Origin of the sequence: Solibacillus sp. FSL W7-1324, from assembly GCF_038008025.1 — a bacterium.
GTDB lineage: Bacteria > Bacillota > Bacilli > Bacillales_A > Planococcaceae > Solibacillus.
In genome coordinates this window covers 3362501-3388976 of the sequence record NZ_JBBOYH010000001.1, presented here as the reverse complement: position 1 = coordinate 3388976, position 26476 = coordinate 3362501, and the positions used below count along the sequence as shown (strand labels likewise).

28 protein-coding genes and 5 tRNA genes (1 of these 33 only partly in view) are annotated in these 26476 nt (G+C 38.2%); 28 read left to right on the top strand and 5 right to left on the bottom strand.

What is annotated here, in order from left to right:
* The first annotated feature begins 423 nt into the window (after positions 1–423).
* From MKY71_RS16920 to MKY71_RS16910, 3 genes are all read left to right on the top strand, one after another.
* Positions 424–1218, top strand: coding sequence for a helix-turn-helix transcriptional regulator (locus MKY71_RS16920; RefSeq protein ID WP_339174067.1), 795 nt, complete (start codon positions 424–426; stop codon positions 1216–1218).
* A gap of 267 nt (positions 1219–1485) precedes the next feature.
* Positions 1486–1740, top strand: a complete 255-nt coding sequence (locus tag MKY71_RS16915) for a hypothetical protein (protein WP_339174064.1) — start codon at positions 1486–1488, stop codon at positions 1738–1740.
* A 25-nt stretch (positions 1741–1765) separates the two neighbouring features.
* Positions 1766–2641, top strand: a complete 876-nt coding sequence (locus tag MKY71_RS16910; RefSeq protein WP_340733426.1) for a M15 family metallopeptidase — start codon at positions 1766–1768, stop codon at positions 2639–2641.
* 100 nt (positions 2642–2741) lie between these two features.
* On the opposite strand, the gene cls is transcribed toward MKY71_RS16910, so the two are convergent.
* Positions 2742–4157: a cardiolipin synthase gene (gene cls, locus MKY71_RS16905; RefSeq protein WP_445265756.1), complete on the bottom strand. Its 1416-nt coding sequence runs from the start codon at positions 4155–4157 to the stop codon at positions 2742–2744.
* Positions 4158–4285: 128 nt separating this feature from the next.
* Positions 4286–5086 (bottom strand): YwqG family protein, encoded by an 801-nt coding sequence (locus MKY71_RS16900; RefSeq protein WP_339174056.1) that lies wholly within the window; start codon positions 5084–5086, stop codon positions 4286–4288.
* A 469-nt stretch (positions 5087–5555) separates the two neighbouring features.
* Here MKY71_RS16900 and MKY71_RS16895 point away from each other — a divergent pair, with 469 nt between their 5' ends.
* Positions 5556–5693, top strand: a complete 138-nt coding sequence (locus tag MKY71_RS16895; RefSeq protein ID WP_176141992.1) for an Lmo0850 family protein — start codon at positions 5556–5558, stop codon at positions 5691–5693.
* A gap of 94 nt (positions 5694–5787) precedes the next feature.
* On the opposite strand, the gene MKY71_RS16890 is transcribed toward MKY71_RS16895, so the two are convergent.
* Complete coding sequence (locus tag MKY71_RS16890) at positions 5788–6978, bottom strand: FtsW/RodA/SpoVE family cell cycle protein (RefSeq protein ID WP_340733425.1); 1191 nt, start codon at positions 6976–6978, stop codon at positions 5788–5790.
* Positions 6979–7267: 289 nt separating this feature from the next.
* On the opposite strand from MKY71_RS16890, the gene MKY71_RS16885 reads away from it, so the two are divergent.
* The 4 genes from MKY71_RS16885 to MKY71_RS16870 all read left to right on the top strand — a co-directional run bounded on the left by MKY71_RS16885 (position 7268) and on the right by MKY71_RS16870 (position 11361).
* Positions 7268–8017, top strand: a complete 750-nt coding sequence (locus tag MKY71_RS16885; protein ID WP_339174051.1) for a hypothetical protein — start codon at positions 7268–7270, stop codon at positions 8015–8017.
* A gap of 98 nt (positions 8018–8115) precedes the next feature.
* A complete protein-coding gene (locus MKY71_RS16880; protein WP_339174050.1) occupies positions 8116–9189 on the top strand; it encodes a D-alanine--D-alanine ligase in 1074 nt (357 codons plus the stop codon).
* Positions 9190–9201: 12 nt separating this feature from the next.
* Positions 9202–10572 (top strand): UDP-N-acetylmuramoyl-tripeptide--D-alanyl-D-alanine ligase, encoded by a 1371-nt coding sequence (locus MKY71_RS16875; RefSeq protein ID WP_340733424.1) that lies wholly within the window; start codon positions 9202–9204, stop codon positions 10570–10572.
* 93 nt (positions 10573–10665) lie between these two features.
* Complete coding sequence (locus tag MKY71_RS16870; protein WP_340733423.1) at positions 10666–11361, top strand: alpha/beta hydrolase; 696 nt, start codon at positions 10666–10668, stop codon at positions 11359–11361.
* Between the two features lie 153 nt (positions 11362–11514).
* Here the strand turns inward: MKY71_RS16870 and MKY71_RS16865 are convergent, their stop codons facing one another.
* Entirely contained in the window at positions 11515–11688 is a 174-nt protein-coding gene (locus MKY71_RS16865; protein ID WP_339174042.1) for a hypothetical protein, read from the bottom strand.
* A gap of 36 nt (positions 11689–11724) precedes the next feature.
* Between MKY71_RS16865 and MKY71_RS16860 the strand changes: the two genes are divergently transcribed.
* From MKY71_RS16860 to MKY71_RS16850, 3 genes are all read left to right on the top strand, one after another.
* Complete coding sequence (locus MKY71_RS16860; protein WP_339196351.1) at positions 11725–13269, top strand: DEAD/DEAH box helicase; 1545 nt, start codon at positions 11725–11727, stop codon at positions 13267–13269.
* 227 nt (positions 13270–13496) lie between these two features.
* Entirely contained in the window at positions 13497–13976 is a 480-nt protein-coding gene (locus MKY71_RS16855; RefSeq protein WP_340733422.1) for a PH domain-containing protein, read from the top strand.
* Entirely contained in the window at positions 13969–15444 is a 1476-nt protein-coding gene (locus tag MKY71_RS16850) for a PH domain-containing protein (RefSeq protein WP_340733421.1), read from the top strand. Before MKY71_RS16855 ends, MKY71_RS16850 begins: the two co-directional genes overlap by 8 nt.
* Before the next feature lie 44 nt (positions 15445–15488).
* Here the strand turns inward: MKY71_RS16850 and MKY71_RS16845 are convergent, their stop codons facing one another.
* Positions 15489–16112, bottom strand: a complete 624-nt coding sequence (locus MKY71_RS16845) for a rhomboid family intramembrane serine protease (RefSeq protein WP_339174033.1) — start codon at positions 16110–16112, stop codon at positions 15489–15491.
* 90 nt (positions 16113–16202) lie between these two features.
* Here MKY71_RS16845 and acpS point away from each other — a divergent pair, with 90 nt between their 5' ends.
* From acpS to MKY71_RS16760, 17 genes are all read left to right on the top strand, one after another.
* A complete protein-coding gene (gene acpS / locus MKY71_RS16840) occupies positions 16203–16556 on the top strand; it encodes a holo-ACP synthase (RefSeq protein WP_339196346.1) in 354 nt (117 codons plus the stop codon).
* A gap of 65 nt (positions 16557–16621) precedes the next feature.
* A complete protein-coding gene (locus MKY71_RS16835; RefSeq protein WP_339196344.1) occupies positions 16622–17614 on the top strand; it encodes a LolA family protein in 993 nt (330 codons plus the stop codon).
* A 230-nt stretch (positions 17615–17844) separates the two neighbouring features.
* Positions 17845–18963, top strand: a complete 1119-nt coding sequence (gene alr / locus MKY71_RS16830; RefSeq protein ID WP_340733417.1) for an alanine racemase — start codon at positions 17845–17847, stop codon at positions 18961–18963.
* 166 nt (positions 18964–19129) lie between these two features.
* Positions 19130–19417: a hypothetical protein gene (locus tag MKY71_RS16825; RefSeq protein ID WP_008405780.1), complete on the top strand. Its 288-nt coding sequence runs from the start codon at positions 19130–19132 to the stop codon at positions 19415–19417.
* A gap of 4 nt (positions 19418–19421) precedes the next feature.
* A complete protein-coding gene (locus MKY71_RS16820) occupies positions 19422–19772 on the top strand; it encodes a type II toxin-antitoxin system PemK/MazF family toxin (RefSeq protein WP_008405778.1) in 351 nt (116 codons plus the stop codon).
* Positions 19773–20045: 273 nt separating this feature from the next.
* Positions 20046–20447 carry an anti-sigma regulatory factor gene (locus MKY71_RS16815; protein ID WP_340733415.1) on the top strand — a complete coding sequence of 134 codons (402 nt, stop codon included), beginning with the start codon at positions 20046–20048 and terminating at the stop codon, positions 20445–20447.
* A 13-nt stretch (positions 20448–20460) separates the two neighbouring features.
* The gene (locus tag MKY71_RS16810; protein WP_339196340.1) at positions 20461–21456 is read left to right on the top strand and encodes a PP2C family protein-serine/threonine phosphatase; all 996 of its coding nucleotides are present in this window, start codon (positions 20461–20463) and stop codon (positions 21454–21456) included.
* Positions 21457–21530: 74 nt separating this feature from the next.
* Positions 21531–21863, top strand: coding sequence for an STAS domain-containing protein (locus tag MKY71_RS16805; RefSeq protein ID WP_339174019.1), 333 nt, complete (start codon positions 21531–21533; stop codon positions 21861–21863).
* Complete coding sequence (rsbW, locus tag MKY71_RS16800; RefSeq protein WP_014822539.1) at positions 21863–22333, top strand: anti-sigma B factor RsbW; 471 nt, start codon at positions 21863–21865, stop codon at positions 22331–22333. The genes MKY71_RS16805 and rsbW overlap by 1 nt, the downstream gene beginning before the upstream one ends.
* On the top strand, positions 22311–23096 hold the full coding sequence (gene sigB / locus MKY71_RS16795; RefSeq protein WP_339196338.1) for an RNA polymerase sigma factor SigB: 786 nt from the start codon (positions 22311–22313) through the stop codon (positions 23094–23096). The genes rsbW and sigB overlap by 23 nt, the downstream gene beginning before the upstream one ends.
* A 126-nt stretch (positions 23097–23222) precedes the next feature.
* Positions 23223–25394, top strand: coding sequence for a Tex family protein (locus MKY71_RS16790; RefSeq protein WP_340733412.1), 2172 nt, complete (start codon positions 23223–23225; stop codon positions 25392–25394).
* A 75-nt stretch (positions 25395–25469) separates the two neighbouring features.
* A complete protein-coding gene (locus MKY71_RS16785) occupies positions 25470–25955 on the top strand; it encodes a SprT family protein (RefSeq protein WP_340733411.1) in 486 nt (161 codons plus the stop codon).
* Positions 25956–26131: 176 nt separating this feature from the next.
* Positions 26132–26207: transfer RNA gene (locus MKY71_RS16780), tRNA-Asn, on the top strand.
* A gap of 5 nt (positions 26208–26212) precedes the next feature.
* A tRNA-Glu gene (locus tag MKY71_RS16775) sits at positions 26213–26287 on the top strand.
* A 29-nt stretch (positions 26288–26316) separates the two neighbouring features.
* A tRNA-Asp gene (locus tag MKY71_RS16770) sits at positions 26317–26392 on the top strand.
* A gap of 4 nt (positions 26393–26396) precedes the next feature.
* Positions 26397–26471 (top strand) — tRNA-Gln (locus MKY71_RS16765).
* Between the two features lie 4 nt (positions 26472–26475).
* A tRNA-Lys gene (locus tag MKY71_RS16760) sits at position 26476 on the top strand; it runs 75 nt beyond the window's last position.

The window sequence follows — 26476 nt, the reverse complement described above, 5'->3', positions numbered from 1 at the left end:
AATAGCGTGAAAATTACTATGCTAAAAGAGTATGATTAGGTGAAATATGCATTTTTTAAATTCCATTATTTCTATAATTGGAAGTAACCTAATAATTTTGTCCTAGAGTAATTGTTAAAATTAGGTTGAAAGCAAATCTTGTAATATGGTAATATTCACTATAGTTACTAATAAAATGTACTATTTTGCGGAAAACAATGCATATTATAATAGTATAAATAATTACTTTGCTTAATATAAGAAATTTCCTATGGACAATTCTTATGATTAATATAATGATATCACTTATTATGAAGGGCAGACTGGCTCGTGAAAGGTATATAACCAATCTGCGCAATTTTGACAAATTCTTGTACATTTTGTATAAGGCTTGTTTTTTTAATAAGTAATAGAAGGTCATTCTGAAGAAAGATGGGGTAACTTATGCAACTACATCAATATTCAATCTCGGAAACAATTTCAAAACGATATTTTCAAGAGATTGACAATATCAATCAATATGCTGGTATCGAAGATTTTTTTGTTCTGGAATCTCGATTGATTTTTGAAGTCTATCATTTAGAAGTAGCGAAAGCAAAGAAGACATTACATGAAATTATAGACATATTATCCGCACGCTTCGGAAAACAAGTCATTAAAGTAGTGCGCTCGTACTTTGTTACGTTATCCTCAATTGTTGCGCGTAAGCTTTTAGATAATCAAGTTCCTTCTAAAAAAGCCTTTGCCTTCAATTTAGCATGTGCAGATATGATTGAAAACAAGATGAAGGATGCCGAGTTTCTGCAATTTGCAGATGACTTAATTGACTTTTATGTGTACTTTATTGCGGACCGTAAACAGCCAACGTTCCGTCACCAAACAGTAAACAAAGTAATTATGTACATAAATGATGAGCTGGAAAATGATTTGACAGTTGAAAGTATTGCAGCAAACTTCCATATTAGTACGAGTCATTTATCGCGTATATTCCGTGAGCATGTTGGTATCACGTTAGTGGAATACTTAAATGTTCGCCGTGTAGAGGAATCTCAATATTATTTACGTCATACAAATAAAAGTATTACGTCAATTTCAGATCAGTTCCATTTCTGCAATCAGAGTTATTTCACTAGAATCTTCAAGAAGTACACTGGTGTGACACCTAAACATTTCCGTGATGAGCTGCATCATGAATTTTTCCGATTTGAAATTCCGGAAGTCGAGTACGAAAGTGTTTAATATTATAAAGCCTGCGTATTCTTAAGTGTAGGGCAGATTGGCAATTGTATTTCCTTATTCTTCGTACACCTGAAAGTTTCAGAAAAAAAAGAATAATATATGAAAACTCTGCATGGTATATATTATTACATGTAGAGTTTTTTATTTGGAATCTAGTTTATTCTATAAGATTTTCAAAATTGCATTATCATTTACGCTAGTTTTATACTAAACAAGGATTGAAAATTAGATTGCTTTTACATGCAATCATCATGTAAGGAGAGAAAAATGAAAAAATACGAAAGAGCGATTTCACTCATTTTAGTTGCAGGGGCTAGTTTAACCGCACTATTTTTCATTGTGAAGCAAAATATGGAAGCAGCCATTTTAGCAATGACAATTATGTTTACGTTTACGAATTTTTTCCGTTCACGTACCTTCAAAGAAAAGGGACATGAAAAAGAAGCTAAATGGATGCAGAGGATGTCGATGATTTTTGCGGTTTTATCAGTAATTGTATTATTGATTATTGTCACAGGATAAAAATAGAAAAAGAAGGCGAAATGGAATGAAAAGAAAAGCAAACAGAAAAAGTCCGATCGCAATGATTGTATCCATTTCAATTATTATTTTAATCGCGATCCTAGGATCTATTTATTATAAATTTGAAGTAGCACAAACAGCTACAGAAGAAAAATCTGTTGAACCAAATGAACTGGAAAATAAAGAGACACAAAATACAATAAACGAAAAAGAAGAACCATTGAAGCCACAAAGTGGAAATGGCGATGAACCGGATAGCGCTGAAGACCCTTCTTCAAGTTCGGAACAGCCAATTAAAGAACCGGCTAAAGAAACACCACCTGCTACAGAAGAGGTAGAGCTGGAAAATGGGTACATTGTTGGCCAAAAACCTGCAACAGAACCTACTTTTGTGAAAGGGGTTTTAATTGCGAATAAGAAAAATCCGCTCCCTGCCACATACAATAAGGGGGAAGATCCTAAAGCGCGTGCCGCTTTTGAAAAGATGGCAAAAGCTGCGAAGGAAAATGGGCTAGAGCTTGTTGCTTTTAGTGGTTTCCGTTCTTACGAATATCAACAAACGCTATATGACCGCTATGTGAAGCGAGACGGGAAAGAAGCGGCTGATCGCTATAGTGCAAGACCGGGATATTCCGAACATCAAACTGGACTTGCTTTTGATATAGGGGAAAAAGGTCGTGAAGAATTATGGCTGACAAATGAGTTCGGCGACACCGAAGCAGGGCAGTGGTTGGCGCAAAATGCCCATAAATACGGGTTCATTTTACGATATCCAAAAGGAAAAGAAGAAATCACAGGTTTCATGCATGAATCTTGGCACTTCCGCTATTTAGAAGGGGAATTGGCCACAAAGGTATATGAAGCAGGCGTAACGTTGGAAGAATATTTAGGGATTCAATAATATAGGGATCAAAAAAACCAATTTTCTCTCGGAAGAAAATTGGTTTTTTCTGTGCGCAAAAGGTTTTCAACTTCAGCTACTATTACATTCATTACCCTTTCTATAAAATTGGGGACAATAAACGTGAAATGGATTCTTTGAATTTAATGAAATTAGAACGGTTATTATACAGTTCATATGTGAGCTCTGAGCAGTCTAATATATCACGTTCGAATATTTCAGCAAGACTGTGTGCCAATTCCCCGTCATAAAGAAGGGCATTCACTTCAAAGTTTAAACTAAAGCTTCGGACATCGATATTAGCGGTACCGACTGAAGCGATTTCATCATCCACGACAATCATTTTTGCATGGATAAAGCCTTTCTCATATTGATACACTTTAGCTCCAGCTTCTACGAGTGGTCCTACATATGAATAGGTCGCCCAATAGACGAACATATGGTCAGGTTTATTTGGAATCATAATCCGAACGTCGATTCCGGATAGGGCAGCGATTCGAATCGCATCAAAAAACGATTCATCTGGAATGAAATACGGGGACTGTATGTACACGTATTTTTTTGCATTTGAGATTAAATGCAAATAGTTGTTTTTAATGACTTCCCATTCTGTATCAGGCCCGCTTGAAATAATTTGCAAAGCTGCCATTCCTTTTAGAGGAATAATCGGGAAGTAGCGTTCTGCATAGCAAATATCATTTTTGGCGCTTGCCTGATTCCAGTCCAAAATGAATCGAGTCTGTAATGGATGGACAGCACTCCCTTCAATACGCAAGTGGGTATCGCGCCAGTAGCCGAATCGATCCGATAAACTTAAGTATTCGTCCCCGACGTTAAATCCGCCGATATAGCCGACACGCCCGTCTATTATGGAAATTTTTCTGTGATTTCTAAAGTTTAGACGCGGATTGATAAGAGGTAAAATCGAAGGGAAAAAAACTTCTACTTCACCGCCTGCTTCGATCAGCTCTTTAAAATGCCGCTTCCGAACTCCGCGGGATCCCATTTCATCAAACAGTACACGTACTTTTACACCTTGTTTCGCCTTTTTTATTAAAGCATTTAAAATACGTTGCCCCAAATTATCCAGTTTAAAAATATAATATTGAATATGGATATGGTTTTTCGCATGTAGGATATCATTTATAAGTGCTTCGAACTTGTCACTGCCATCAACGAAAATTTTCACATCATTGTCCTGTGTCAAAACAGCGTTATTTGTTTTTAAATTCATATAAATAAGATGGTTATAATTTTTAATGTTTTCTGTACGCAGTTCCAGCTCATTACTTTCAATTGCTTCAATCTGATAATTAATCAGCTGTTCAATCCCGATATCTTTTCTGCCATCCCACCGGAATAAATGTTTTTTTCTCAATTGTCTTCCTAACAATAAATAGAGGAAAAAGCCAACAAACGGTAAGAAAAAAAGAACGAGCAACCATGCCCAGGTCGATGAAGGCTTTTTGCGCTCTAAAAATATGACAGTCAGGGCAAATAGAATATTTATAAACATTATAAGTGGCACGAGTATGGAACTTTGGGTAATTGCGCTCAAAAGATTCACCTACTTTCTTTCTTATCATTATAGCCTATGGAAGCAAAACAAAAAAAGAAACACTACTAGCGAGTGCTTCCTGATGATTAATATTCCTCAACATGAAAGTAAATATCCGAGAAATCGCATTGTGCTAATTTTTTTGAGTTGATGAAGAAACTGATAATACCGCTATCTCCCCACATAATCTTTTGCTCATCGTTGGAAACGATTTGCAGTAATAATGTGTCGTAATGCTGCAAATAGGGTGAAGTTTTCCTGAAGTCCTGATGTATGAAATATGGATAGCCGCCGATTTTATGTTCCGCCGCTAAATAACATTCCAAATATACATCCTGAAATGAACGGTCATCCAATGTGATCGGTGCATCCATAATTTCAGGTTTGAAATAATTATTTAATCGGTAATCCGTTGCAGAAACCGGCTCAAATTGTGTTTTTGCAATGAGCTTCATCTCCTGCTGAATCGGGAAACTGCTGATGTTTACATCTTCTAAATAAGTGAAATCATGAATAAATTCATTATAGTGACCTTGATAAGGGATATACTGCACTTTAAAAGAACGACATTCAGAATGTGACTTCTCCTTTTCGTAACATTGCTGCGGGATATAAAATTGCAATATACCATCTTGCGGAAATGGGTGATCAAGCTGGATTTCCGCAAAATTAAGCTGCGCTAGAAAAAGCATATAGCGGTTATGTTTATCTTTTGGATGTTCCATTTTATTTGTCAAAAAAGGAAGACCGGCAAATTTACTTTCATGTAAGAACGCAGGTTGTTTCACCGGTTGTAAAATGGCTGCTTGTTCAGCTGAGTGACTTAAACTTGTATGATAATGGATCAATTCTTTCGGTATATAAATATTTTTTTCTATATGTGGCATTTGAAGTTCCTCCTAATGAAGTAACATCTATGTGAATGATGGATGAAAAAGCCCGTGTGGCTAAAATTTGTTTATTCTAAACGGAATTACTTCACAAAAATGGTCATGATATTTTCAATATTTCCACTTGTAATTTTTGTTAAACATAGTTGGAAATATAATGCAATTCATTTTGACTACAGGGAAAATAAAATTATTAAATAACATGTATCCGAAAAGGATTATAGAGATTATTTCAAAAGTAATTATAAAATTTATAAGAAAAAAATTTCTCTAAATAATAGGTTTATTATTATTGATAAACGGTTAAGTTTAATTATGTTTTAGTTTTGTCACAAAACAGGAAAGAAAAATTAGTTTATACGTGGTAACATATGAAGTAGTAAAAGGTCTGACCTTATTAATTTGAAACTTTTAACATGAAAAAACGTTATATATATTAACAAAGGAAAGTTTGAGGTGTAATCAAATGGCGAAAGAGATTGATTTAAAGCGTATTGTTACAAACTTATCAAAATTAGGTGTTACGGCGACAGTTACGAAATCTCGTCTTGAGCTTTTAAAAGTTTTAACACCACCAACACAAACTCCACAAACGCAAAATTAATGAAAATCAGGTGTGATGAAAACCCGTTCATCGTACCTTATTTTTATTTATAACAATAGGAAAAGGACCCGTGTCATCCACGGGTCCTTTTGTATTATTCATCGTCGGGATCATTTGTTGTAAACATATACGTCCGGTAATGAAACTTCATACTATAGACTAAACCGATCGCTAATGCATTCCCCATCATCGAACTTCCTCCGTAGCTAATGAAAGGTAAAGGAATCCCTGTAATCGGCAGAAGCTGGATTGTCATACCGATGTTTTCAAAGACATGGAATGTAATCATCGCGATAATCCCTGCACATACATAAGTACAGAACGGATCTTTTAACATTAATGTCATCTTCGTTAAGTGGTAGATTAGCAGGAAATATAGGCAAATAACCGCGCTCGCACCGATAAAGCCCCATTCTTCGCCAATTACGGCAAAGATAAAGTCTGTATGGTTTTCCGCTACATATACTTCACGCGACATGAAGCCTTTACCGAAAACCTCACCCGATCCAATTGCATTTAGTGAAGTAATTAAGTGGTAGCCATCTGATGTTGCATACGAGTAAGGATCAAGCCATGAATAAATACGAGCGAACTGATATGGCTGGAAACCAAATGTCTTTTCCAGAAAATCCTGCATATACAGTGCCATCCATAATAACGAACCGCCTATAACGACAGCCCCGCCGAACAGCGGTAAAATAATTTTCCACGTTACACCTGCCACAATTACAAGTGCAGCGGTAATGGCAAAGAATACTAGCGCAGAACCTAAGTCAGGCTGCAGCATAATGAAGCCAAGCGGCACGCCTAATGTTAGTGCTATTTTGCCGAGTAGCATTAAATCGGATTTTATCGTTTTGATCTGGTAAGTTTCATTGTGCTTACTAATTAAAAAGGCCGAAGCTAAAATGTAGAATGTCTTCATAAATTCGGCAGGCTGTATATTACCGATTGGTGTTTTATACCAGCTCTTTGCTCCGTTTGTTTCAACAGTTAAACCAGTTGAAGTCGGAATAATGACAAGGGCGATTAATAATAATATTCCGAAACCGTACAACGGCCAAGCCATTTTTTTATACTGATCAGGGTCAAAGTACATGACAAAGGCAACAATAAAAGCAAAAATTGCGTAGTTTAATATTTGCTTCGGTATGAAATTTATTCCATATTGACCTGAAGTTTGTGCAGATGCGATTGCAAGCACACTTACCCCTAAAAATATGAGGAGGATTGTAGTAAGTGGCCAGTCGAACCGTTTATTAAAATTATAATTGTTTGTATCCATTCGATTCACCTTAAATTATTAAATTTAACCCGTTCAAGGGCCAGAAGATACCAACAAATTGAAGGTTCTTTGAGCACAACATTTCCCGGTAAAAGAAGTGCAAATATAGGAAACTTTTCACGGGAACTGCCGTAATGTTTTAAGCTTTATTTACTTTATCATATTCTTATAAAAATTACTTTAGTAAGACTAATTTAAAAGTTGGACGAAACAGGTGAGAAAATGTTTCAAATTTGAATGAGAAGTCATATAATAATCATATTATTCATATTAAAGGGGCGTGCAAATCGTGGCGAAGAAAATGAAATCTGCTGAAGATTTTATGCATCATTTATATATTCATATGAACGATGTCGAACATTTTGTTATTTATAGTGGTCTTACACTGAAGGAGTTTATGGTTTCAGTCGAGCCAGTAAAAAATGTTCTGCTATTAAAGCACGCGTATGACAACGGCTCTTTTAATATGCATACACAATTTGATTTTGTAACAAATGAAGATATGCGCGATTTTTTGAAAAAGGAAAGCGACTTAAAGAAAGATTTATGCTGGGTAGATTTTACGACAGAAAAAAACGTTAATACATTAACTCCCCTTGAACAGGCAGAACTCCTTTATTTTAGTCATAAGCGTGAACCGCTTGCATCGCCTTTTTTCGGCAAATTGCAAAATCGCTACGCTTATTACTCATCTGTAACTGACAAACTGACAAAAGTATATTATCGTTTTATAGGAGATTCTGAAATACTTGTTTCGAATCTATTTAATCAAATGATAAGAGATAAAGAAGGTGTTGGGAGCTTTTGGAGAAGAAAGAATAAAAATAACTCACCGACAATCGATCCTTCGACATTAAGACAATATCGGCCTTTTGCTAAGGAAGGTGCATTGCTGTCATTATATAAACTAGATAAACCAAATTCCCATTACGCAATCGAAGTTCGAGTGCTGAGTGATTATGATTATCCGGATGAAGTTTGGGATGATTTAGATGAAATATTAAAACAAGGCTATGATGAATTAATACAAATTAGTTAACACTCACAGCGAACAGGGCAGTGGGTGTTTTTTATCCGATGTCAGCATTTAGTGTATTCGTGATAAAATAAGGTTAGTGAAAACTGGAGGTCAAAAAAATGAAAAAAAGAATTGGTTTATTATATGGTGGTAAGTCAGCCGAGCATGAAGTGTCACTCTCAACTGCAAAGGCAGTAACGCAAGCAATGGATTTTAATGAGTTTGACGTTTTCCCTGTTTTTATAACATTGAAGGGTGAATGGCGTGTTGGACCTCAATTAACAGAACCCGCTCAAACGATTGAACAATTGCAGTTTACAACGACATCAGACCAGTCTGAAAATAATATTTCGCAATTTATTGCAAAACATATGGAAACTCCATTCGATGTAATCTTCCCTTTACTGCATGGTACGAATGGTGAAGATGGAACGGTACAGGGCTTTTTGGAAGTGCTGAACATTCCTTACGTAGGCAACGGTGTTCTTGGTTCAGCTGCAGGCATGGATAAAGTAGTAATGAAGCAGCTGTTTGAAATGGCAAACTTGCCGCAATTACCTTATGAATATTTCATTCGTAGTGAATGGGAACGTGAGAAAGAAGCTTGGATTAAAAAGTGCGAACAGTCTTTAGGTTATCCGATGTTTGTTAAGCCGGCTAACTTAGGATCAAGTGTAGGCATCAGCAAAGCAAACAATGCAGCGGAACTAGAAAAAGCTGTTCAATTTGCATTGCAGTACGACCGCAAAATCGTCATTGAACAAGGCGTAACGGCGCGGGAAATTGAGCTTGCTGTATTAGGAAATGATACACCTAACGTTTCGGTAGCAGGTGAAATTAAGCCGATGACGGAGTTTTATGATTACGATTCAAAATATAAAGATGGCTCGACAGCATTAATTATTCCGGCACCATTAGAAAATAAGGTATATACGGACTTGGTAGATATGGCGAAAAAAGCATTTAAGGCGATTGACGGCGCAGGATTAGTGCGTGCGGATTTCTTCGTAACTGAAAACAACGAAATTTTCATCAATGAAGTAAATACAATGCCAGGATTTACACCAGTAAGCATGTATCCATTATTATGGCAGCATACGGATGTAACATATCCACAGCTAATTAAAGAGCTGATCGATTTTGCACTTGAACGTTATACAGAAAAACAACAGCTTCAATACAACAGAGATTGAGTGGGATAAAAAGTGAAAAAAAGTTTACAGCAAATTGCAGAATGGTTAACGATAGAAGATCAGTCATTTCCTGAAACGATTGTCACAGGTATTTCCATTGATACACGGACAATTGCAAAAGGGGATTTATTTATTCCTTTCCGTGGAGAAGCCGTAAATGGGCACCGTTTTGTTGAACAGGCATTTGAAAAAGGCGCGGCCGCTTCTTTATGGATGATTGATGAACCGAATCCGCCCGAACATTTGCCATTGATTTTCGTAAAGGATCCGGAACTTGCACTTCAAAAAATGGCGGAGTGTTACCGCAATGAGCATCAAGCGACATTTATCGGGATTACCGGCTCAAACGGGAAAACGTCTTCAAAAGATATTTTGGCGGGAGCGCTTTCTCCATACTTTAAAGTACAAAAAACAATCGGGAACTTTAATAATCAGCTTGGTTTACCGATTACAATCCTGCAGCTTGATGAGGATACGGAAGTGTCCGTTTTGGAAATGGGGATGAGCGGTTTCGGTGAAATTGAATTTTTAACGAAGCTTGCAAGACCGCATTATGCCATTATTACAAATATCGGTGAAGCTCATATGCAAGACTTAGGATCACGTGAAGGGATTGCGAAGGCGAAGTTTGAAATTGTAAAAGGATTGTCTGAAGAAGGCGTTCTTTTCTTTGATGGTGATGAACCATTACTTCAAAACTTAGTTGCAAAAACACCGCAGTTAAAAACACAGGCATTTGGCTTTAGCGAAGCGCAGAGTTTGACCGCTTCCCAAATAGAAGCGACAGCACAAGGCAGCAGCTTCCATGTAGATGGACTGATCCAAGGTGATTTCTTTATTTCGGTTTTAGGCGAGCACCAGGTGAAAAATACATTAAGTGCAATGCTCGTAAGTAAGGCATTAGGATTGACTGATGAACAAATCCGCGAAGCATTAAAGAAAGTAGTTTTAACAGATATGCGGATGCAGCTTGTTCCGGTTGGTGACTTATTATTTATTAATGATGCATACAATGCTGCGCCAACTTCGATGCATGCTGCCATCCAATTTGTCGAGCAAACAACAATCCGCAATGAAAAGTGGCTTGTCCTTGGGGATATGCTTGAGCTTGGAAACGATGAAAAGCCGATGCATGAAGGAATTGCGGCACATATCAATCCTGATGAAATCCGCTATGTTTGCTTATATGGCCCACGCATGAAGTGGCTCTATAATAAACTGCAAGAAACTTTTGATGCTGTGCATTTAGTGTACTCCGAAAATGAGTACGCACCGATTATCGAGAAAATCCAATCTCATGCAACAGACGAGTCCATCCTTTTAGTAAAAGGTTCTCGTGGAATGCAGTTGGAAAAAATTATTCATTCAATCGAGTTAGCCTAGTGCTAGCTCGTTTTTTTTTAGCGCAATAACTTTTTTCGACTTTAGATGTAGCTTATTATAGATACTAACAGCTTAATGGAAGCAGGTGATTGGATGAAAATCGGTGTCCTGTTTTTACATGGATTTTCAGGTGGACCGTATGAAGTGGAGCCTTTTGCACATTATATAGAGCAACGAATAGATTGGTTCATAAGTATTCCGACATTCTCCGGTCACGGTGATGCAGAGCATTTGGCAATGAAAGGCTATAAAGCAGAACATTGGATGATGGAGGCGGAGATCGCATATCGGCAGTTGAAAAAGCAAGTCGATGAAGTCATAGTCGTCGGTTTTTCAATGGGTGGTGTCATTGCGATGTACTTATCTATACGTTACCCAGTAAAAAAATTGGTACTCCTAAGTGCTGCAGCAAAGTATGTGAGTCCTACGCAGTTAGTAAAAGATGTTCGCGCAATTGCCCAGGATATGGTGCATCAGAAGTTAGAAGAAAACGAATTGTTTGCACGGTACAAATTTAAATTTAAAAACGTTCCATTAACAGCGACGATTGAATTTATGAAGGTCGTGAAGAGAACAGAACCTTATATAAAGAATATTCAGTGTCCCACTTTTATTGTACAGGGGGAGCTGGATGGTATTGTGCCAAGTGCAACAGCCCAAATTTTATTTGAACAAATTCAGTCGCAGGAAAAGCAAATGTATATTTCAGATTGTGGAAAACATCATATTTGTTACAGTGATGATTGTGAGCAATGGTTTGAGCAAGTGTATCAATTTTTATTGGAGTAATAAATTTCTGACTATTTTGATACAAAGCAATATCATTGCATACCGTTACAACCCGTGTTAGACTAATAAAAGCAATGGATACATTTTGTGCGAAGGCTCTTCAGACTTATAGGTGAAGAGTGCTTTTTTTTGATAAACGGTTTTATTCTATTTTTACAAAAGCAACATCCAATTAGAAACGGTAGAATTGAACCGCTCGGCAATGACCGGGCTTTCCTTTTCATATAAGAAACTCTGCCATGAAGCAGAGAGAATTTTTAAGTAACGGAAACGTTCCACATACAATGGCTCGAAATTTGCCGCCATTTCATCTGAAAATGTAACCATTTGTCAACTTATACAGGAAAAAGGAGAATGAAGAGTTTGACAAATTTTTCAGAATTAAACATTAGTGAATCGACATTACGTTCTATTAAGCGTATGGGATTTGAAGAAGCAACACCAATCCAAGAAGGAACAGTTACATTTGCAATGGCTGGCCGTGACGTTTTAGGTCAAGCACAAACTGGTACTGGTAAAACAGCTGCGTTTGGTATTCCTTTAATCGAGAAAATCGATCCAAAAAACCCGAATATCCAAGCATTAGTAATTGCTCCGACTCGCGAATTAGCAATCCAAGTTTCAGAAGAACTTTATAAATTAGGTTATGATAAGCGCGTAAAATTATTATCAGTTTACGGTGGTCAAGAAATCGGCCGTCAAATCCGCGCATTAAAAAACAAACCACAAATTATTGTAGGTACACCAGGTCGTATTCAAGACCATATTAACCGTCGTACATTACGTTTAGACGAAGTACAAACTTTAGTTTTAGACGAAGCGGACGAAATGTTAAACATGGGCTTCATCGATGATATTAATGCGATTTTAGAAAATGTACCATCTGATCGCCAAACATTACTATTTTCAGCGACAATGCCTCCAGCAATCCGTAAAATTGCAGAGACATTCATGAAAGATCCTGAAATCGTAAAAATTAAAGCGAAAGAATTAACAATGGAAAACATTGAGCAATTCTTCGTAAAAGCAACAGAGCGTGAAAAATTCGATGCGTTATCTCGTTTACTTGACGTTCAAAAACCAGAATTAGCAATCATCTTCGGCCGTACAAAACGCCGTGTTGATGAGTTAAGCCAAGCTTTAGGTTTACGTGGTTTCTTAGCAGAAGGTATTCACGGTGACTTATCACAGGCGAAACGTATTTCAGTTTTACGTCAGTTCAAAGAAGGTAAAATTGACATTTTAATCGCAACAGACGTAGCGGCTCGTGGATTGGATATTTCAGGTGTAACGCATGTTTACAACTTTGATATTCCACAAGACCCTGAGTCTTACGTTCACCGTATCGGTCGTACAGGCCGTGCAGGTAAATCCGGTGTTGCCGTAACATTCGTAACGCCTCGTGAAATGGGCTACTTACGTATCGTAGAAGAAACTACGAAAAAACGTATGACACCTTTACGTCCACCAACATCTGAAGAAGCATTAGTAGGCTTACAAGAAGATGCAGTGCAAACATTGGTGGAATTAGTTCAAAATAATGATTTAGGTACTTACCGCGAGTTAGCTGCTAAGTTATTGGAAAATAACGAAGCACTTGACTTAGTAGCAGCAGCACTTAAATCAATCACTAAAGAACCGGATGCTACACCGGTATCTTTATCAGAAGAGCGTCCATTACCAATGCGTCGTGACCGTTCACATGGTGGCGGAGGCCGCGGCCGTGGCGGTAATGACCGTAACCGTGGTGGCAACCGTGGCGGTGGTGACCGTCGTGGAGGAGATCGCCGTCGTGAAGGTGGCGGAAGCCGTTCTGGTAGCGGAAGCCGTGATGGAGGTCGTCGTGAAGGCGGTGCTCGTCGCGAAGGATCTCGTGATCGTCGTCCACGTCCACGTCGTGAAGACTAATATTATTTCTACACACCAACGATTTACTGTTGGTGTGTTTTTTTGTGGAGATTTTTATATAAATATATTTTCCGGGAAATAAAATTTTTATAAATTATTTAACAAATTTACCAATTAACTATACTATGAGGGAAGGGGAAAGTTTTAGGTCACCCCAGATTAAGCAGAATGAAACATTTAAACGTTTGATACGTATAGCATAATAGAGAGAAAGAGGTGTAAGGCTAATGAGAGATCAACCAAAATATCAGTTGCCTAAAAAAGCGCAAACAGTATGGCGACTATATGGAATCATTCAAACATTTATTATCGCTCTTTTAACAGGTGGTATCGTATTTTTAACAATCCGGTTTGACTGGCCACAATGGATTATGTGGATTGCCATTGCGCTTGTAGTGTTATCAATTGCGTTTTCGGTTATTGTTTTCCCGGGCATCCGCTGGAGAGTATGGCGCTATGAAGTGCGAGAACAGGAAATTGAAATTCAAAGCGGTCTTTTTGTCGTTAAACGGACATTAATTCCGATGGTGCGCGTACAGCATGTTGATACTGAGCAAGGACCGATTTTAAAGAAGTACATGCTGGCGAATATATCGATATCTTCGGCGGCAACAGTACATACGATTCCTATGCTGAAACTTGAAGATGCCGATGAATTGAGGACTAAAATTTCTGAACTTGCAAGGGTGGCGGAAGATGATGTCTAAAGAAAAATACAAACTTCATCCTGTTACGGCAATCATCAATGTTGTAAAAGCATTGAAAGATCTTCTAATACCGATCGTAATTATTGTTGCGGCGAACGGCTTTAATATTAATCTGGATTATCGTAGCGAAACTTTTTTCAGCGAAATGATCCCACTCTTCATTTTAGTAGTTGTTTTATCGATAACGGTCGTGAGCGGTTTAATTAAGTGGTGGACATTTGTTTATTGGTTTGAAGACAGTGAACTACGTGTGGAATATGGTCTGTTTGTAAAGAAAAAGCGTTACATTCCATTTGACCGCATACAAAATTTAAATTATAAAGAAGGTATTTTCCACAGGCTATTCAAGCTTGTACAAGTACAAGTAGAAACGGCGGGAAGTAAGGACGGTAAACCGGAAGCGGAATTGACAGCTGTAACGAAAGCTGCTGCTGACGAAGTGGAAATTCAAATGAAAAGGGCGAAGCAAAAGCAGCCTCTTGAAAGTGACATGATACAACTGGCGGAAGAAGAACCAGAGGCGGATTCGGTAGTATTACACAAAATGAAAGTACCGGAACTGTTATTGTTAGCGACAACTTCCAGCGGTGTTGGGGTAGTAATTGCCGGGGTTTTTGCTGTCCTTTCACAATTTGCGGAGTTCATTCCATTTGATCTGATTTATGATGAATTGGCCTTTTTAGTGGAATACGGATATATTGTAGTCATGATTTTAATTGCTCTTGCGCTAATGCTGGCGTGGACAATTTCGGTTGGTTTGACGTTTTTAAACTATTATAACTTTACGGTCAGCAAGCAGCATGACCGGCTCATTATTACGAGAGGGTTAATCGAAAAAAAACGTGTGACAATCCCGTTAAACCGGGTTCAGGCGATTAAATTGGCGGAAAACCCTTTCCAGCAGATGCTTGGTTTGGCATCTGTTGCGGTAGAAAGTGCTGGAGGAGGATTCAGCGGGGAGAATGATAAAAAGATCATCCTATTTCCGTTAATTGCAAAAAAAGAAGTGTTTTCACCATTGGCAGAACTGTTTCCGGACTATGATTTTCAAGTTACCCAACTTGTTCAGCCGCCAAAAAAAGCACAGCCTTTTTTCTATCGGATTGATTTTGTATGGCTAGTCCCGTTAATCGGTGCCATATCATACTTTTTCTATCCATACGGATTATTGTCACTATTGCTAATCGTTCCAATCATTCTTCTTGGGAGATGGCAATATAAAACGACAGGATATAAGGTGCAAGATCAGCAAATTACGATTGTCTCTCGCCTCATAAGCCGTGTAACCTTTTATGCTTTAAAAAAACGTGTACAAATTACGCAAGGCAGTCAAACCTACTTCCAGAAGCGACGGGATGTAGGCTCTGTAAAAATTGTAGTGATGTCAGGCATTGCTGGAGCTTCGGCGACAGCACGTCATATGGAACAACAGGAAGTGGAAAAAGTGCTATCCTGGTATGAACATTAAAAAACAGGGTCCGCGAGAAAAATTTCTTTTCGCGAACCCTGTTTTTATTTTACCCGTTTAATGGACTGTTTGCGCCAGCGTCCCATATTTTTAGGATTAAAGTATACAACCCCTAAAATAAAACCGGTTACTAAACCGCCTAAATGTGCAGCGATATTAATATTTGGCGTTAAAAATGTCATAATAATGCTAATCACGATTAAAGGCAATATAATTTGTCTTAACTGCGGGAATAGGTGTCTTGTGTAATAAACAAGTGCACCGAAAGCACCGAAAATTCCATACAGCGCTCCGCTTGCCCCAACACTTGCATAATAGGCATCCTGTGTTGCGTATGTAGCAGCGACACCAAAAATTCCGGCTAAAAAGTAAATTGTTAAAAAGCGCATTTTGCCGGCGATTTTCTCGAGCTCCGGACCAAACAGAAATAGGGAGAACATATTAAAAAGGACATGCATAAAACCGGCATGTAAAAACATGGACGTAATAATACGCCACCATTCACCGGCTGCAATGAGTCCATTAACGCTCATACCCGCATAAAGCAGCTCTTGGCCTAAACCCGGGACTAATGTTAGGACGAAAACAATGAGATTAATTGCTATAATTGACGATACGACCGGATATAACGCAATGTACTGTTTAAAATTTTCTCTACGAATAAACATGTTCCACCTCAATTAAGTCGATACAAAATAAAACGTATTTTTGTTCATTATACATTGGAGTAATGATTAAAAGAAAGGGAGAGCTATTAAATGATAAAAGGGATTGGCTTAGATTTAGTAGAATTGGACCGAATTGAAAAAATGTCAGGGCGATCAGCAAAATTTGCTCAAAGAATTTTAACGGAAAGAGAACTGGCCATTTTTGATACATTATCGGGATGGCGCCAAGTGGAATTTTTGGCAGGCCGTTTTGCAGCAAAGGAAGCCTACTCAAAAGCAAATGGTACAGGAATCGGTAAAGGCTGTGAACTTCATCAAATAGAAATTTTAAAAACAGAGCAAGGAAAACCTGTATTATACTTTGATGGCGAAGAGGTGAACGGGTTTATTTCCATTACTCATACACGGACAACGGCAGCTGCCCAAGTAATCTTAATGCAATAATACATACATGCACACCTTGGCTCATATAGTAATTTATCGAAATAGATAATCGAAAGGGTGAATCTTTGAAACTCCGACTGCTAGTAGTTGTCGTTTGTTGTCTCTTTTTGGCCGCGTGTGGAAAAGCTACAAAGGATGAAGTGATTGAGGATGTTAACAAGAAGTGGAATGACGCAAAAGGTTATGAATTAAGTGCTTCGATGGAAGTTCGGACAGGCGCAGAGCCACGAATTTACGATGTAAAAGTTTGGCATACAAAACCGGACTTTTACCGAGTGGCAGTTAATCCAAAAGGCGAGTCAGAACAACAGTTAATCGTTCGAAATGAAGAGGGAGTCTTTGTTGTTACACCATCATTACGTAAGACGCATAAATTCCAAAGTGAATGGCCAAAGCAAAATAGTCAAGCGTATATAATTGGTGCACTGGCTGAGGATTTAGTGGCCGATTCAAAAGCGGTCATGACTGAAGATGATGCAAGCTATACTTTTGAAGTTGCGACACGAAATGTTGACCAAACGGCATTACCGGTACAGCAAATTGTAGTTGATAAGAAAACGATGCTTCCAACAAAGGTAAGTGTTATGGATGAATCATTGCAAGAACAAGTGGTAATTACATTTGCAGACATTAAATTAGGCGTGCAGCATACTGCAGAAGAATATGCGGTAGAAAAATTCTCTGAAAAAGAGGAAAAGAAAGCCGCATCAGCTGAAGTGGTGGACACTGAGTTTAGCGTGTATTACCCGACGATTGACTGGGCACATACAAAGCTGACAGACGAATTTGAAGTACAGGAAGACGGAAACACACGTGTTATTCTGACATTCGAAGGGGAAAAGCCATTTACACTAATGCAGCAGCCGATTCAATCTGATGAAACAATATTACCTGTATCAGGGGATCCGGCTGATTTAGGATATACAATAGGGGCGATTACTGATAATTCCATCCAGTGGGACAAAGATGGCATGACCTTCTTTATCGCTTCCACAAAATTAACGAAGGATGAATTACTGGAAGTAGCTGCAAGTGTACAGGAAAGCAGTATTAAGTAAAAATTCAATCAGCAGGGGTTCTATACCTCTGCTGATTTTTTATGAAATAAATTTAAATTATGTCTTTCTGAACTTGTTTTTAAATTGTATTTTATGGTTATATTTAATAAGAGACATCTTGCGCGTTCTTGCGCAAGATGGTTTCTTTCGTATACGGATTTGAAAATGATTGACTGAATATTACATAAATAACAATAAGTTTAAACTTAAAAAAAGAGGGTAAAAGTCGAATGGATACTCCAATATATTACAGACCAACAAAAGCAGTAATTGATCTGCAAGCAATCACGCATAACCTAACTTCGCTCCGAAACTATTTAGGACCGGATGTCCAAATAATTGCCGTAGTAAAAGCGAATGCATATGGTCATGGAGATGTGGAAGTTGCAAAAACGGCAATTGAGTCCGGAGCAACAATGCTTGCTGTCGCAACACCGGACGAAGCAGTACATATTAGAGAAAATTTTAAGGATATTGATATTTTAGTTTTAGGTGCTTCACCACATGCTTTTATTCCGTATGCATCTTCGGAAAATATTACCCTTACCGTCTTTTCGACAGAATGGCTGCAGGAAGCACAGCAGTATGCGCCGCTTTTGAATCCGTTAAAACTTCATATCAAAGTGGATTCAGGTATGGGTCGTATCGGTGTATCAGCTAAAGAAGAACTATTGGAATTATATACAACGATTAATTCTTCCGAAGACTTTTTGGTGGATGGAATTTTTACGCATTTTGCTACTGCAGATGAAGAGGATTCAATGTACTTTGACAATCAGGCTACCCTATTCAAGGACTTTTTAGAGGCTTTGCCACAAAAACCTCGTCTAGTTCATGTTGCCAATACAGCAACCGCATTAGTGAAAGATCCTTCTTTGCACTATGATGCGGTACGATTCGGTATTTCCATGTACGGATTATTGCCTTCGGATTATGTAGGCACAAAATTGCCTTTTCCGATTAAACCGGCATTATCTCTGCAGACAGAACTTATACATATTAAAAAAATGCAAGCTGGTCAATCGGTAGGTTATGGTGCAACATTTACGACAGAAGAGGACTGCTACATCGGAACGATTCCGATCGGCTATGCAGATGGGATGATTCGTAAGCTTTCGGGTCAAGAAGTACTTGTTGGAGGAAAAAGGGCGAAAATTGTCGGAAGAATTTGTATGGATCAAAGTATGATTTTACTTCCGGAAGCATATAATGTTGGGGAAGAAGTTGTACTAATAGGCTGCCAACAGCAAGAGGAAATCACAATAGATGATTGGGCTCATAAACTCCAAACAATTAATTACGAAGTGCCATGTGTAATCACGGCTAGAGTTCCTAGGGTATATAAATAAATCGATGTAATATTACTGTAAATAACTTCAAATATTCAAAACAAGTATGTCCATATTTATTCCTTTATTGCGAGAATTGTCAGTTTTTTAATTTTCCTGTCTTTTCATTGTAGGCAATCAATGATAGAATGAATGGGAAATGGGATGTTCGGTGGAGGTGCTTGTTTTGTACGCGAAGGAATTAGTAGAAGTAGAAGAAGTAGTAATTGACATACCAAATGAGCTAGTAACGCAATTCGAAAGAACGTTTGGGCGTAATACTGAGAATGGTTATATGATGGCGTATTTGGCGACTCAAAATTATACAAAGCATATGCAACCAAATCAAATACGGGAAGCTTTAATAAAGGGCTATGTGGAAATGTCGCAAATTAATCTGACAATTTGCAGTGAGTGCTTGCATGCAGAGTATGAAGCGGAACATATGGTGGAGCGTCTCGTAAGCGGGGGATGACAATTTGATTGTAAAACGTGGAGACGTTTTTTTTGCTGACCTATCGCCAGTGGTAGGTTCAGAACAGGGCGGGACTAGACCCGTTCTTATTATTCAAAATGATATTGGAAATCGCTTTAGTCCAACCGTCATAATAGCTGCAATTACTGCGCAAATTCAAAAAGCAAAGTTACCTACACATGTTGAAATTGATGCGAAAAAGTATGGTTTTGAACGTGATTCGGTAATTTTGCTTGAACAATTGCGTACAATTGATAAATCGCGATTAACAGATCGCATTACTCAGCTAGATGCAAAACTAATGCAAGAAGTAGATATCGCTCTTAATATTAGTTTAGGACTTGTAAAATTTTAATACATAAAAAAGCATCGAAACATTTTGTTTCGATGTTTTTTATTAGTACAAAATCAAAGTTCCTGATTAATTTAGTTAAATAGTAAACTATAATCATGCAATAATGTAATATTTTACTTAAAATGGTCTATACAGCGAAAATATAGTTGAAAAATTAATCCAACTAAACTACAAGGATAACATATGGTATAATGTTGAAGATTAATAATTCAAAAAACTGATACTATACGTTAACTCCACAGAAAGAAAAAGTAGGAAATTGGGGGAGCTATGATGAATACGAAATCTACCGTAGAGATTGTAACAGAATGGGATATTGTAGCTGCACGTCAACTTGGACGTAACGAGGCGAAAGCAATTGGCTTTGGCGCGGTAAATCAAGCTCGAATTACGACAGCGATAAGTGAACTGGCCCGAAACATTTATTTATATGCCCGTGCCGGGGAGGTTACAATAGAGCGTATTAGTGATGAAGATAAAGTTGGCCTTCGCATAATAGCGGCAGATAAAGGACCAGGAATAAGTAATTTAAAAAAAGTAATGGAAGACGGCTATTCTACTTCAGGCGGGCTTGGAGCAGGCTTACCGGGAGTTAAAAGACTAATGGATACAATGGATATTCAATCCACTGTAGGAAATGGAACGACAATAGTTATCGAAAAATGGGTAAAGTAGGATGTGGTAAAATTTGAAAGAGCTGCAAACACAATATCAAAAGATCTTATCGGATTTTTTGGCAAACCAAACTGAGCGAAATTTATATATAGGGCAGAACTTTATTCGACAGTTAATTCAAAAAAAAGTAGCTCCAGAAGAGGTAATCAATATCCACAAATATGCGATAGAGCAAATTTATCCAGAACTACCAGAAGATATTTCGCATAGCTATGATTTTTTAATTGAGATTATGGTGCACTTTGGTTTAACTTTAAAGGAGCATCAAAGCTTACTTGAACAGCAGGAAGAACTGCGCATGGAGATGAATGTCGCTACAAAAATTCAGAATATGATTCTCAGAACAACAGTACCTGTGCTTGATCAGATTGATATTGGAATGCTTTCCGTACCTATCCGTAAAATGAATGGTGACTACGTTCATTTTTTAAATAACAATGATTCAGTTGTCAGTGTAGCTGTAACAGATGTTGTCGGAAAAGGTGTGCCTGCTGCTCTTTGTATGTCCATGGTTAAATATGGGCTTGATACACTCGAGTATGCAACAAAAGATCCGTCCTATATTTTGGAAGTATTAAATCGCATTATCGAAAAAAGTGTTGATGATAGTATGTTTGTCTCGATGTTTTACGGGACATATAATATTAAGGAAAGTAAATTTACATATGGGTCAGCTGGACATGAGCCTGCTATCTATTATAATGCCCGTGAAAAAACTTTCTTTGATTTGGAATCGAAAGGTTTATTGTTAGGTGTCATGCCGGAAGTGACATATCCGCAGCACGATATTTATTTGGAAGAAAATGATTTTATCATTATGATTACAGATGGTGTAACCGATTTCCGCAAACAAGGGGAATTGGATCCACGGGATGTGATCAAGAATTTGGCTTTGAGCTGTAATCATCTTTCGGCACAGGAAATGTGCGAGGAAATGTATACCTATTTAAAAAAATTGCCTGACTTCGAACTAGAAGATGATTTTACGGTCGTTATATTTAAGAAATAAAAAATAAAAATTTTATGTTTGAACTCCCGCGGATTCGGGAAAAGTAAGAAGGTTTATAACGGAGGTGTCTAATAATGAATGTTAATGTTCAATTTAGAGAAGATGGAGATGTATTAAAAGGGTATATCGAGGGTGAGATTGATACGTACACAGCCCCGATTTTACGCGAAGAGCTGGAGACTGTTCAAATTGTCGAGGGTCGAAAAATCGAATTGGATTTATCCAAAGTTAATTATATGGACAGTACAGGTTTAGGAATCTTTGTTGCATTTTATAAAAAAGTTACAAAGGAAAATGCATCATTAAAATTAGTAAACTTATCAAATCGTTTGGTGAGATTGTTTGAAATTACAGGATTAAGTGAATTAATGAGTATTGAGATTGATGAGGAATTGGAGTTGAAATAATGAGAGCATTTGACTATATTGAAATTCGAGTGCCTGCTAAATCGCAATATGTAAGTGTTATACGTCTAACAATTTCAGGATTAGCGATGCGAGTTGGGTTTACTTATGATGAGATTGAAGATTTAAAAATTGCTACGAGTGAAGCGGTGACAAATGTTGTTCACCATGCATATAAAGCAAACGAGGAAGGCGAAGTTGTAATCGGCTGTGCATTATTTGAGGACAAGATTGAAATAATGGTCGCAGATTACGGTGTCAGCTTTAACTTTGAAGAGATCAAATCAAAAGTTGGTCCATATCATGAAAATGAAAACGTAGCATTATTACGTGAAGGTGGATTAGGGATTTATTTAATGGAGACTTTAATGGACGAAGTTAAATTAAATAACGAAGGTGGCGTCACTGTTTTCATGACAAAGTATGTCTCGAGAGAGCAGGTGAAAGGAAATGTCGAAAGAATCACTACCTAAAAATACATCAAAAGAAGAAGTGCTAAATTGGATTGCAGAATATCAGGCAAACGGCTGTGAAGATTCACAAACAAATCTTGTGCTTCATTATCAGCAATTAGTTGAATCGATTGCACGCAAATATTCACATGGTAAATCTTATTATGATGATATTGTACAAGTAGGGATGCTTGGCTTATTAGGTGCGATCCGACGTTTTGACCCTTCTTTTGGCAGAAGCTTTGAGGCGTTTGCTGTTCCGACAATTGTCGGAGAAATAAAACGCTTTTTACGCGATAAAACTTGGGACGTGCATGTTCCAAGACGTATTAAAGAACTGGGGCCTAGAATTAAAGCCGCTGTCGAAGCATTAACGACATCGTTACAACGTTCCCCATCCATTACGGAAATTGCAACATATTTAGAAGTACAGGATGAGGATGTATTGGAAGCGATGGAGATGGGTCGAAGCTATCAGGCGCTTTCGATGGACCATTCGATTGAATCGGATTCTGATGGTAGTACGGTAACGTTATTTGATGTAGTCGGTCGAGAAGATGCAGGCTTTGAAGTGACAAACCGCCGTATGATTGTAGCAGATGCGATGAGTGTATTAAATGAACGTGAGCGACAAATTATCCAATTAACTTATTTGGAACAACTTAGTCAAAAGGAAGCCGGAGAAAGACTCGGTATATCCCAAATGCACGTTTCGCGAATTCAGCGTAAAGCAATTAAAAAATTACAAGACGCCATTACAGCAAGTGGCGGCGTCTCATTATAAGTTTAAGAGTCTACTAGCCATAAATTAGTAGACTCTTTTTTCATGCATAAATTGAACGCTTTTTTGGGAAATAATACTAATGGAATGGTACACTAAAAGAAGTTCGAAATTTAAAGGAGTGGCATGATGGAGCAACAAAAAATGTTACAAATAATCGCAAAAGATGCGAAAGTAGAGCCGAAGCAAGCGAAAGCGGTTATTGGACTACTGGAAGAAGGTAACACAGTACCGTTCATCGCACGTTACCGAAAAGAAATGACAGGTTCACTTGATGAAGTTCAAATTAAGGCAGTGGAAGACCGCTACCATTACATACAACAGCTCGAAACAAGAAAGGAAGAAGTGCTGCGTCTAATCGATGAGCAAGGTAAATTAACGGAAGAACTGCAAACAGCAATCCAGGCATCGACAGTTCTTCAACGCGTCGAAGATTTATATCGACCGTTCAAACAAAAACGACGTACAAAAGCAACGATTGCCAAAGAACGAGGTTTGGAACCGTTAGCTGAAGAACTGTTAAAGTTTAAAAAGCGTACTTTGGAGGAAATGGCAGCGCCTTATATTAACGAAGAACAAGGTGTTACAGCAATTGAAGATGCATTGGCTGGCGCGCGTGATATTTTGGCAGAGCGTTTTGCCGATGATGCAGCGATTCGTGAAAAACTGCGTACTCTATCTTGGCGTGAAGGAAAACTTGTCACAACGGTAAAAAATGCCGAAAAAGATGAAAAGCAAGTATTTGAAATGTATTATGCATATGAAGAACCTGTACACCGGATTGCACCACACCGAATATTGGCTGTAAACCGCGGTGAAAAAGAAGAAGTGATCCGTGCAGCGATTGAAGTTCCAGTAGATAAAGCGACAACACAAATGGAAAATCATTTTATTCCTAGAAATTTTGTAGGTCCTTCTGTAAATGAAGTGAAGTTGGCAATTGCGGATAGCTATAAACGGTTAATTAAACCTTCTATTGAAAATGAACTGCGAGCAGAACTTTCATCAAAAGCAGAAACACAAGCAATTCATATTTTCTCGGAAAATCTCCGTAACTTATTATTACAGCCACCAATGCGCGGTAAAATGGTTCTTGGTGTAGACCCTGCCTATAGAACTGGCTGCAAATTAGCGGTAGTAGATGAAACAGGCAAGATGATTGAAGTTGGTGTTATCTATCCCCACACGACGTCGGATCCTTCAAAAGCGAAAGCAATAGTGAAGGCATTATTAAAGAAATATCCTATTAGTATTATTGCGATTGGAAACGGGACAGCCTCCCGTGAAACAGAGCAGTTTATTGCGGAACTGCTAAAAGAAGTAGAAGGCAACATTGCATATGTTATTGTCAACGAGGCAGGGGCTTCTGTATATTCTGCTTCAGAAGTAGCAAGAGCGGAGTTCCCGGATTTACAAGTAGAGCAACGGAGTGCTGTATCGATTGCCCGTCGTTTACAGGACCCATTATCAGAACTTGTAAAAATTGATCCGAAAGCCGTTGGTGTAGGACAATATCAGCACGACGTTTCGCAAAAGCAGCTCGCAGAATCACTGACGTTCATTGTGGAAACCGCAGTAAACCAAGTTGGGGTTGATGTAAATACAGCTTCAGCCTCCCTTTTACAATATGTATCCGGCCTTTCAAAAACGGTTGCGGAAAATATTGTGGCGATGCGAAGTGAAAACGGTCAATTTACATCACGTGCACAACTGAAAAAAATTCCGCGATTAGGTGCTAAAACTTACGAGCAGGCAGTTGGTTTCTTACGTATAGCAGATGCCAAAAATCCGTTAGATGCTACAGGTATCCATCCGGAAAGCTATAAATTAGCCGAAGCTGTATTAGAGGCGGCGGGGTTAACGAAAAAGGATGTCGGAACGCCAAAAGCCGAAGAAGCAATCAGCAAGTTAAATTTAACAACATTGGGTGAATCTTTAGAAGTAGGGGAAGTTACATTGAAAGATATTGTCGATACATTAATGAAACCAACTCGTGACCCTCGTGATGCTTTCCCGCAACCATTGCTGAAAACAGACGTACTTAAAATGGATGATCTGCAAGTTGGAATGGAATTGCAAGGGACGGTTCGAAATGTTGTTGATTTTGGTGCGTTTGTCGATATCGGGGTTAAGCAGGATGGACTTGTCCATATTTCCAAACTGCAAAAGGGACGGGTTAAGCATCCGTTAGATGTTGTATCCCTGGGCGATATCGTGACAGTTTGGGTAGAAAAAGTTGAAGCGAATAAAGGGCGTATTTCTTTAACGATGCTTTCTCCGGAAAATCAACAGAGCGTGTAAAGAGCAAGATTTTCAATTATAATAAAAAGCGCATAGCTGAATATGCGCTTTTTATTAATTTAAGGGGGTTGGCATATGACGGATGAACAAGCACAAAAATTAGTGGAACAGTTATCAAATGATTTCTTTAATCGGCCGTTTATTCATAAGGCTTATTTTAATAGTCGATTGAAAACGACGGGCGGTCGGTATATGTTAAACAGCCACAATATTGAACTTAATAAAAAACTATACGATCATTTCGGGATAGAGGAGTTAAAGGGCATTATTTTACATGAACTTTGCCATTATCACCTTCATATTTTAGGAATGGGTTACAGGCATGGCGATGCAGATTTTCGGAATCTATTGAAAAAAGTAGGCGCGCCACGTTTTTGTTCTACATTGGAACAGCCAAGAGCAAAGCCTAAGCAAAAGACGATACATATATATAGCTGCACGAACTGCGGACAATTATATAAAAGAAAAAGAAAAATGGATGTAAAAAAATATTGCTGCAGTATGTGCAAAGGGAAAATTAAATTTCTACACAGTGAAAATAATTTTAAAAATGATGTTTAAAACTAAGTGAATAATGGTATACAGTAGTTATGTTGTTTTTTAGAGAAGATGATTTTTGTCCTATATATAGGAAGAGATTTTTTCTTTAAATTTTTTCAGGAAAAGTGTTGACGAAACGGAAATCGCTCTCTATAATAGTAAAAGTCGACAAGATGATGTCGCAACAAAGTAATTATTCCGAAGTAGCTCAGTTGGTAGAGCATCCGGCTGTTAACCGGCAGGTCGCAGGTTCGAGTCCTGCCTTCGGAGCCATTAATGGCCCGTTGGTCAAGTGGTTAAGACACCGCCCTTTCACGGCGGTAACACGGGTTCGAATCCCGTACGGGTCACCACTTATATTTTAATAATAAAGATTTACAATGGTCCCGTGGTGTAGCGGTTAACATGCCTGCCTGTCACGCAGGAGATCGCCGGTTCGATCCCGGTCGGGACCGCCATTTTTGGGGTATAGCCAAGCGGTAAGGCAACGGATTTTGATTCCGTCATGCCCTGGTTCGAATCCAGGTACCCCAGCCATTTAG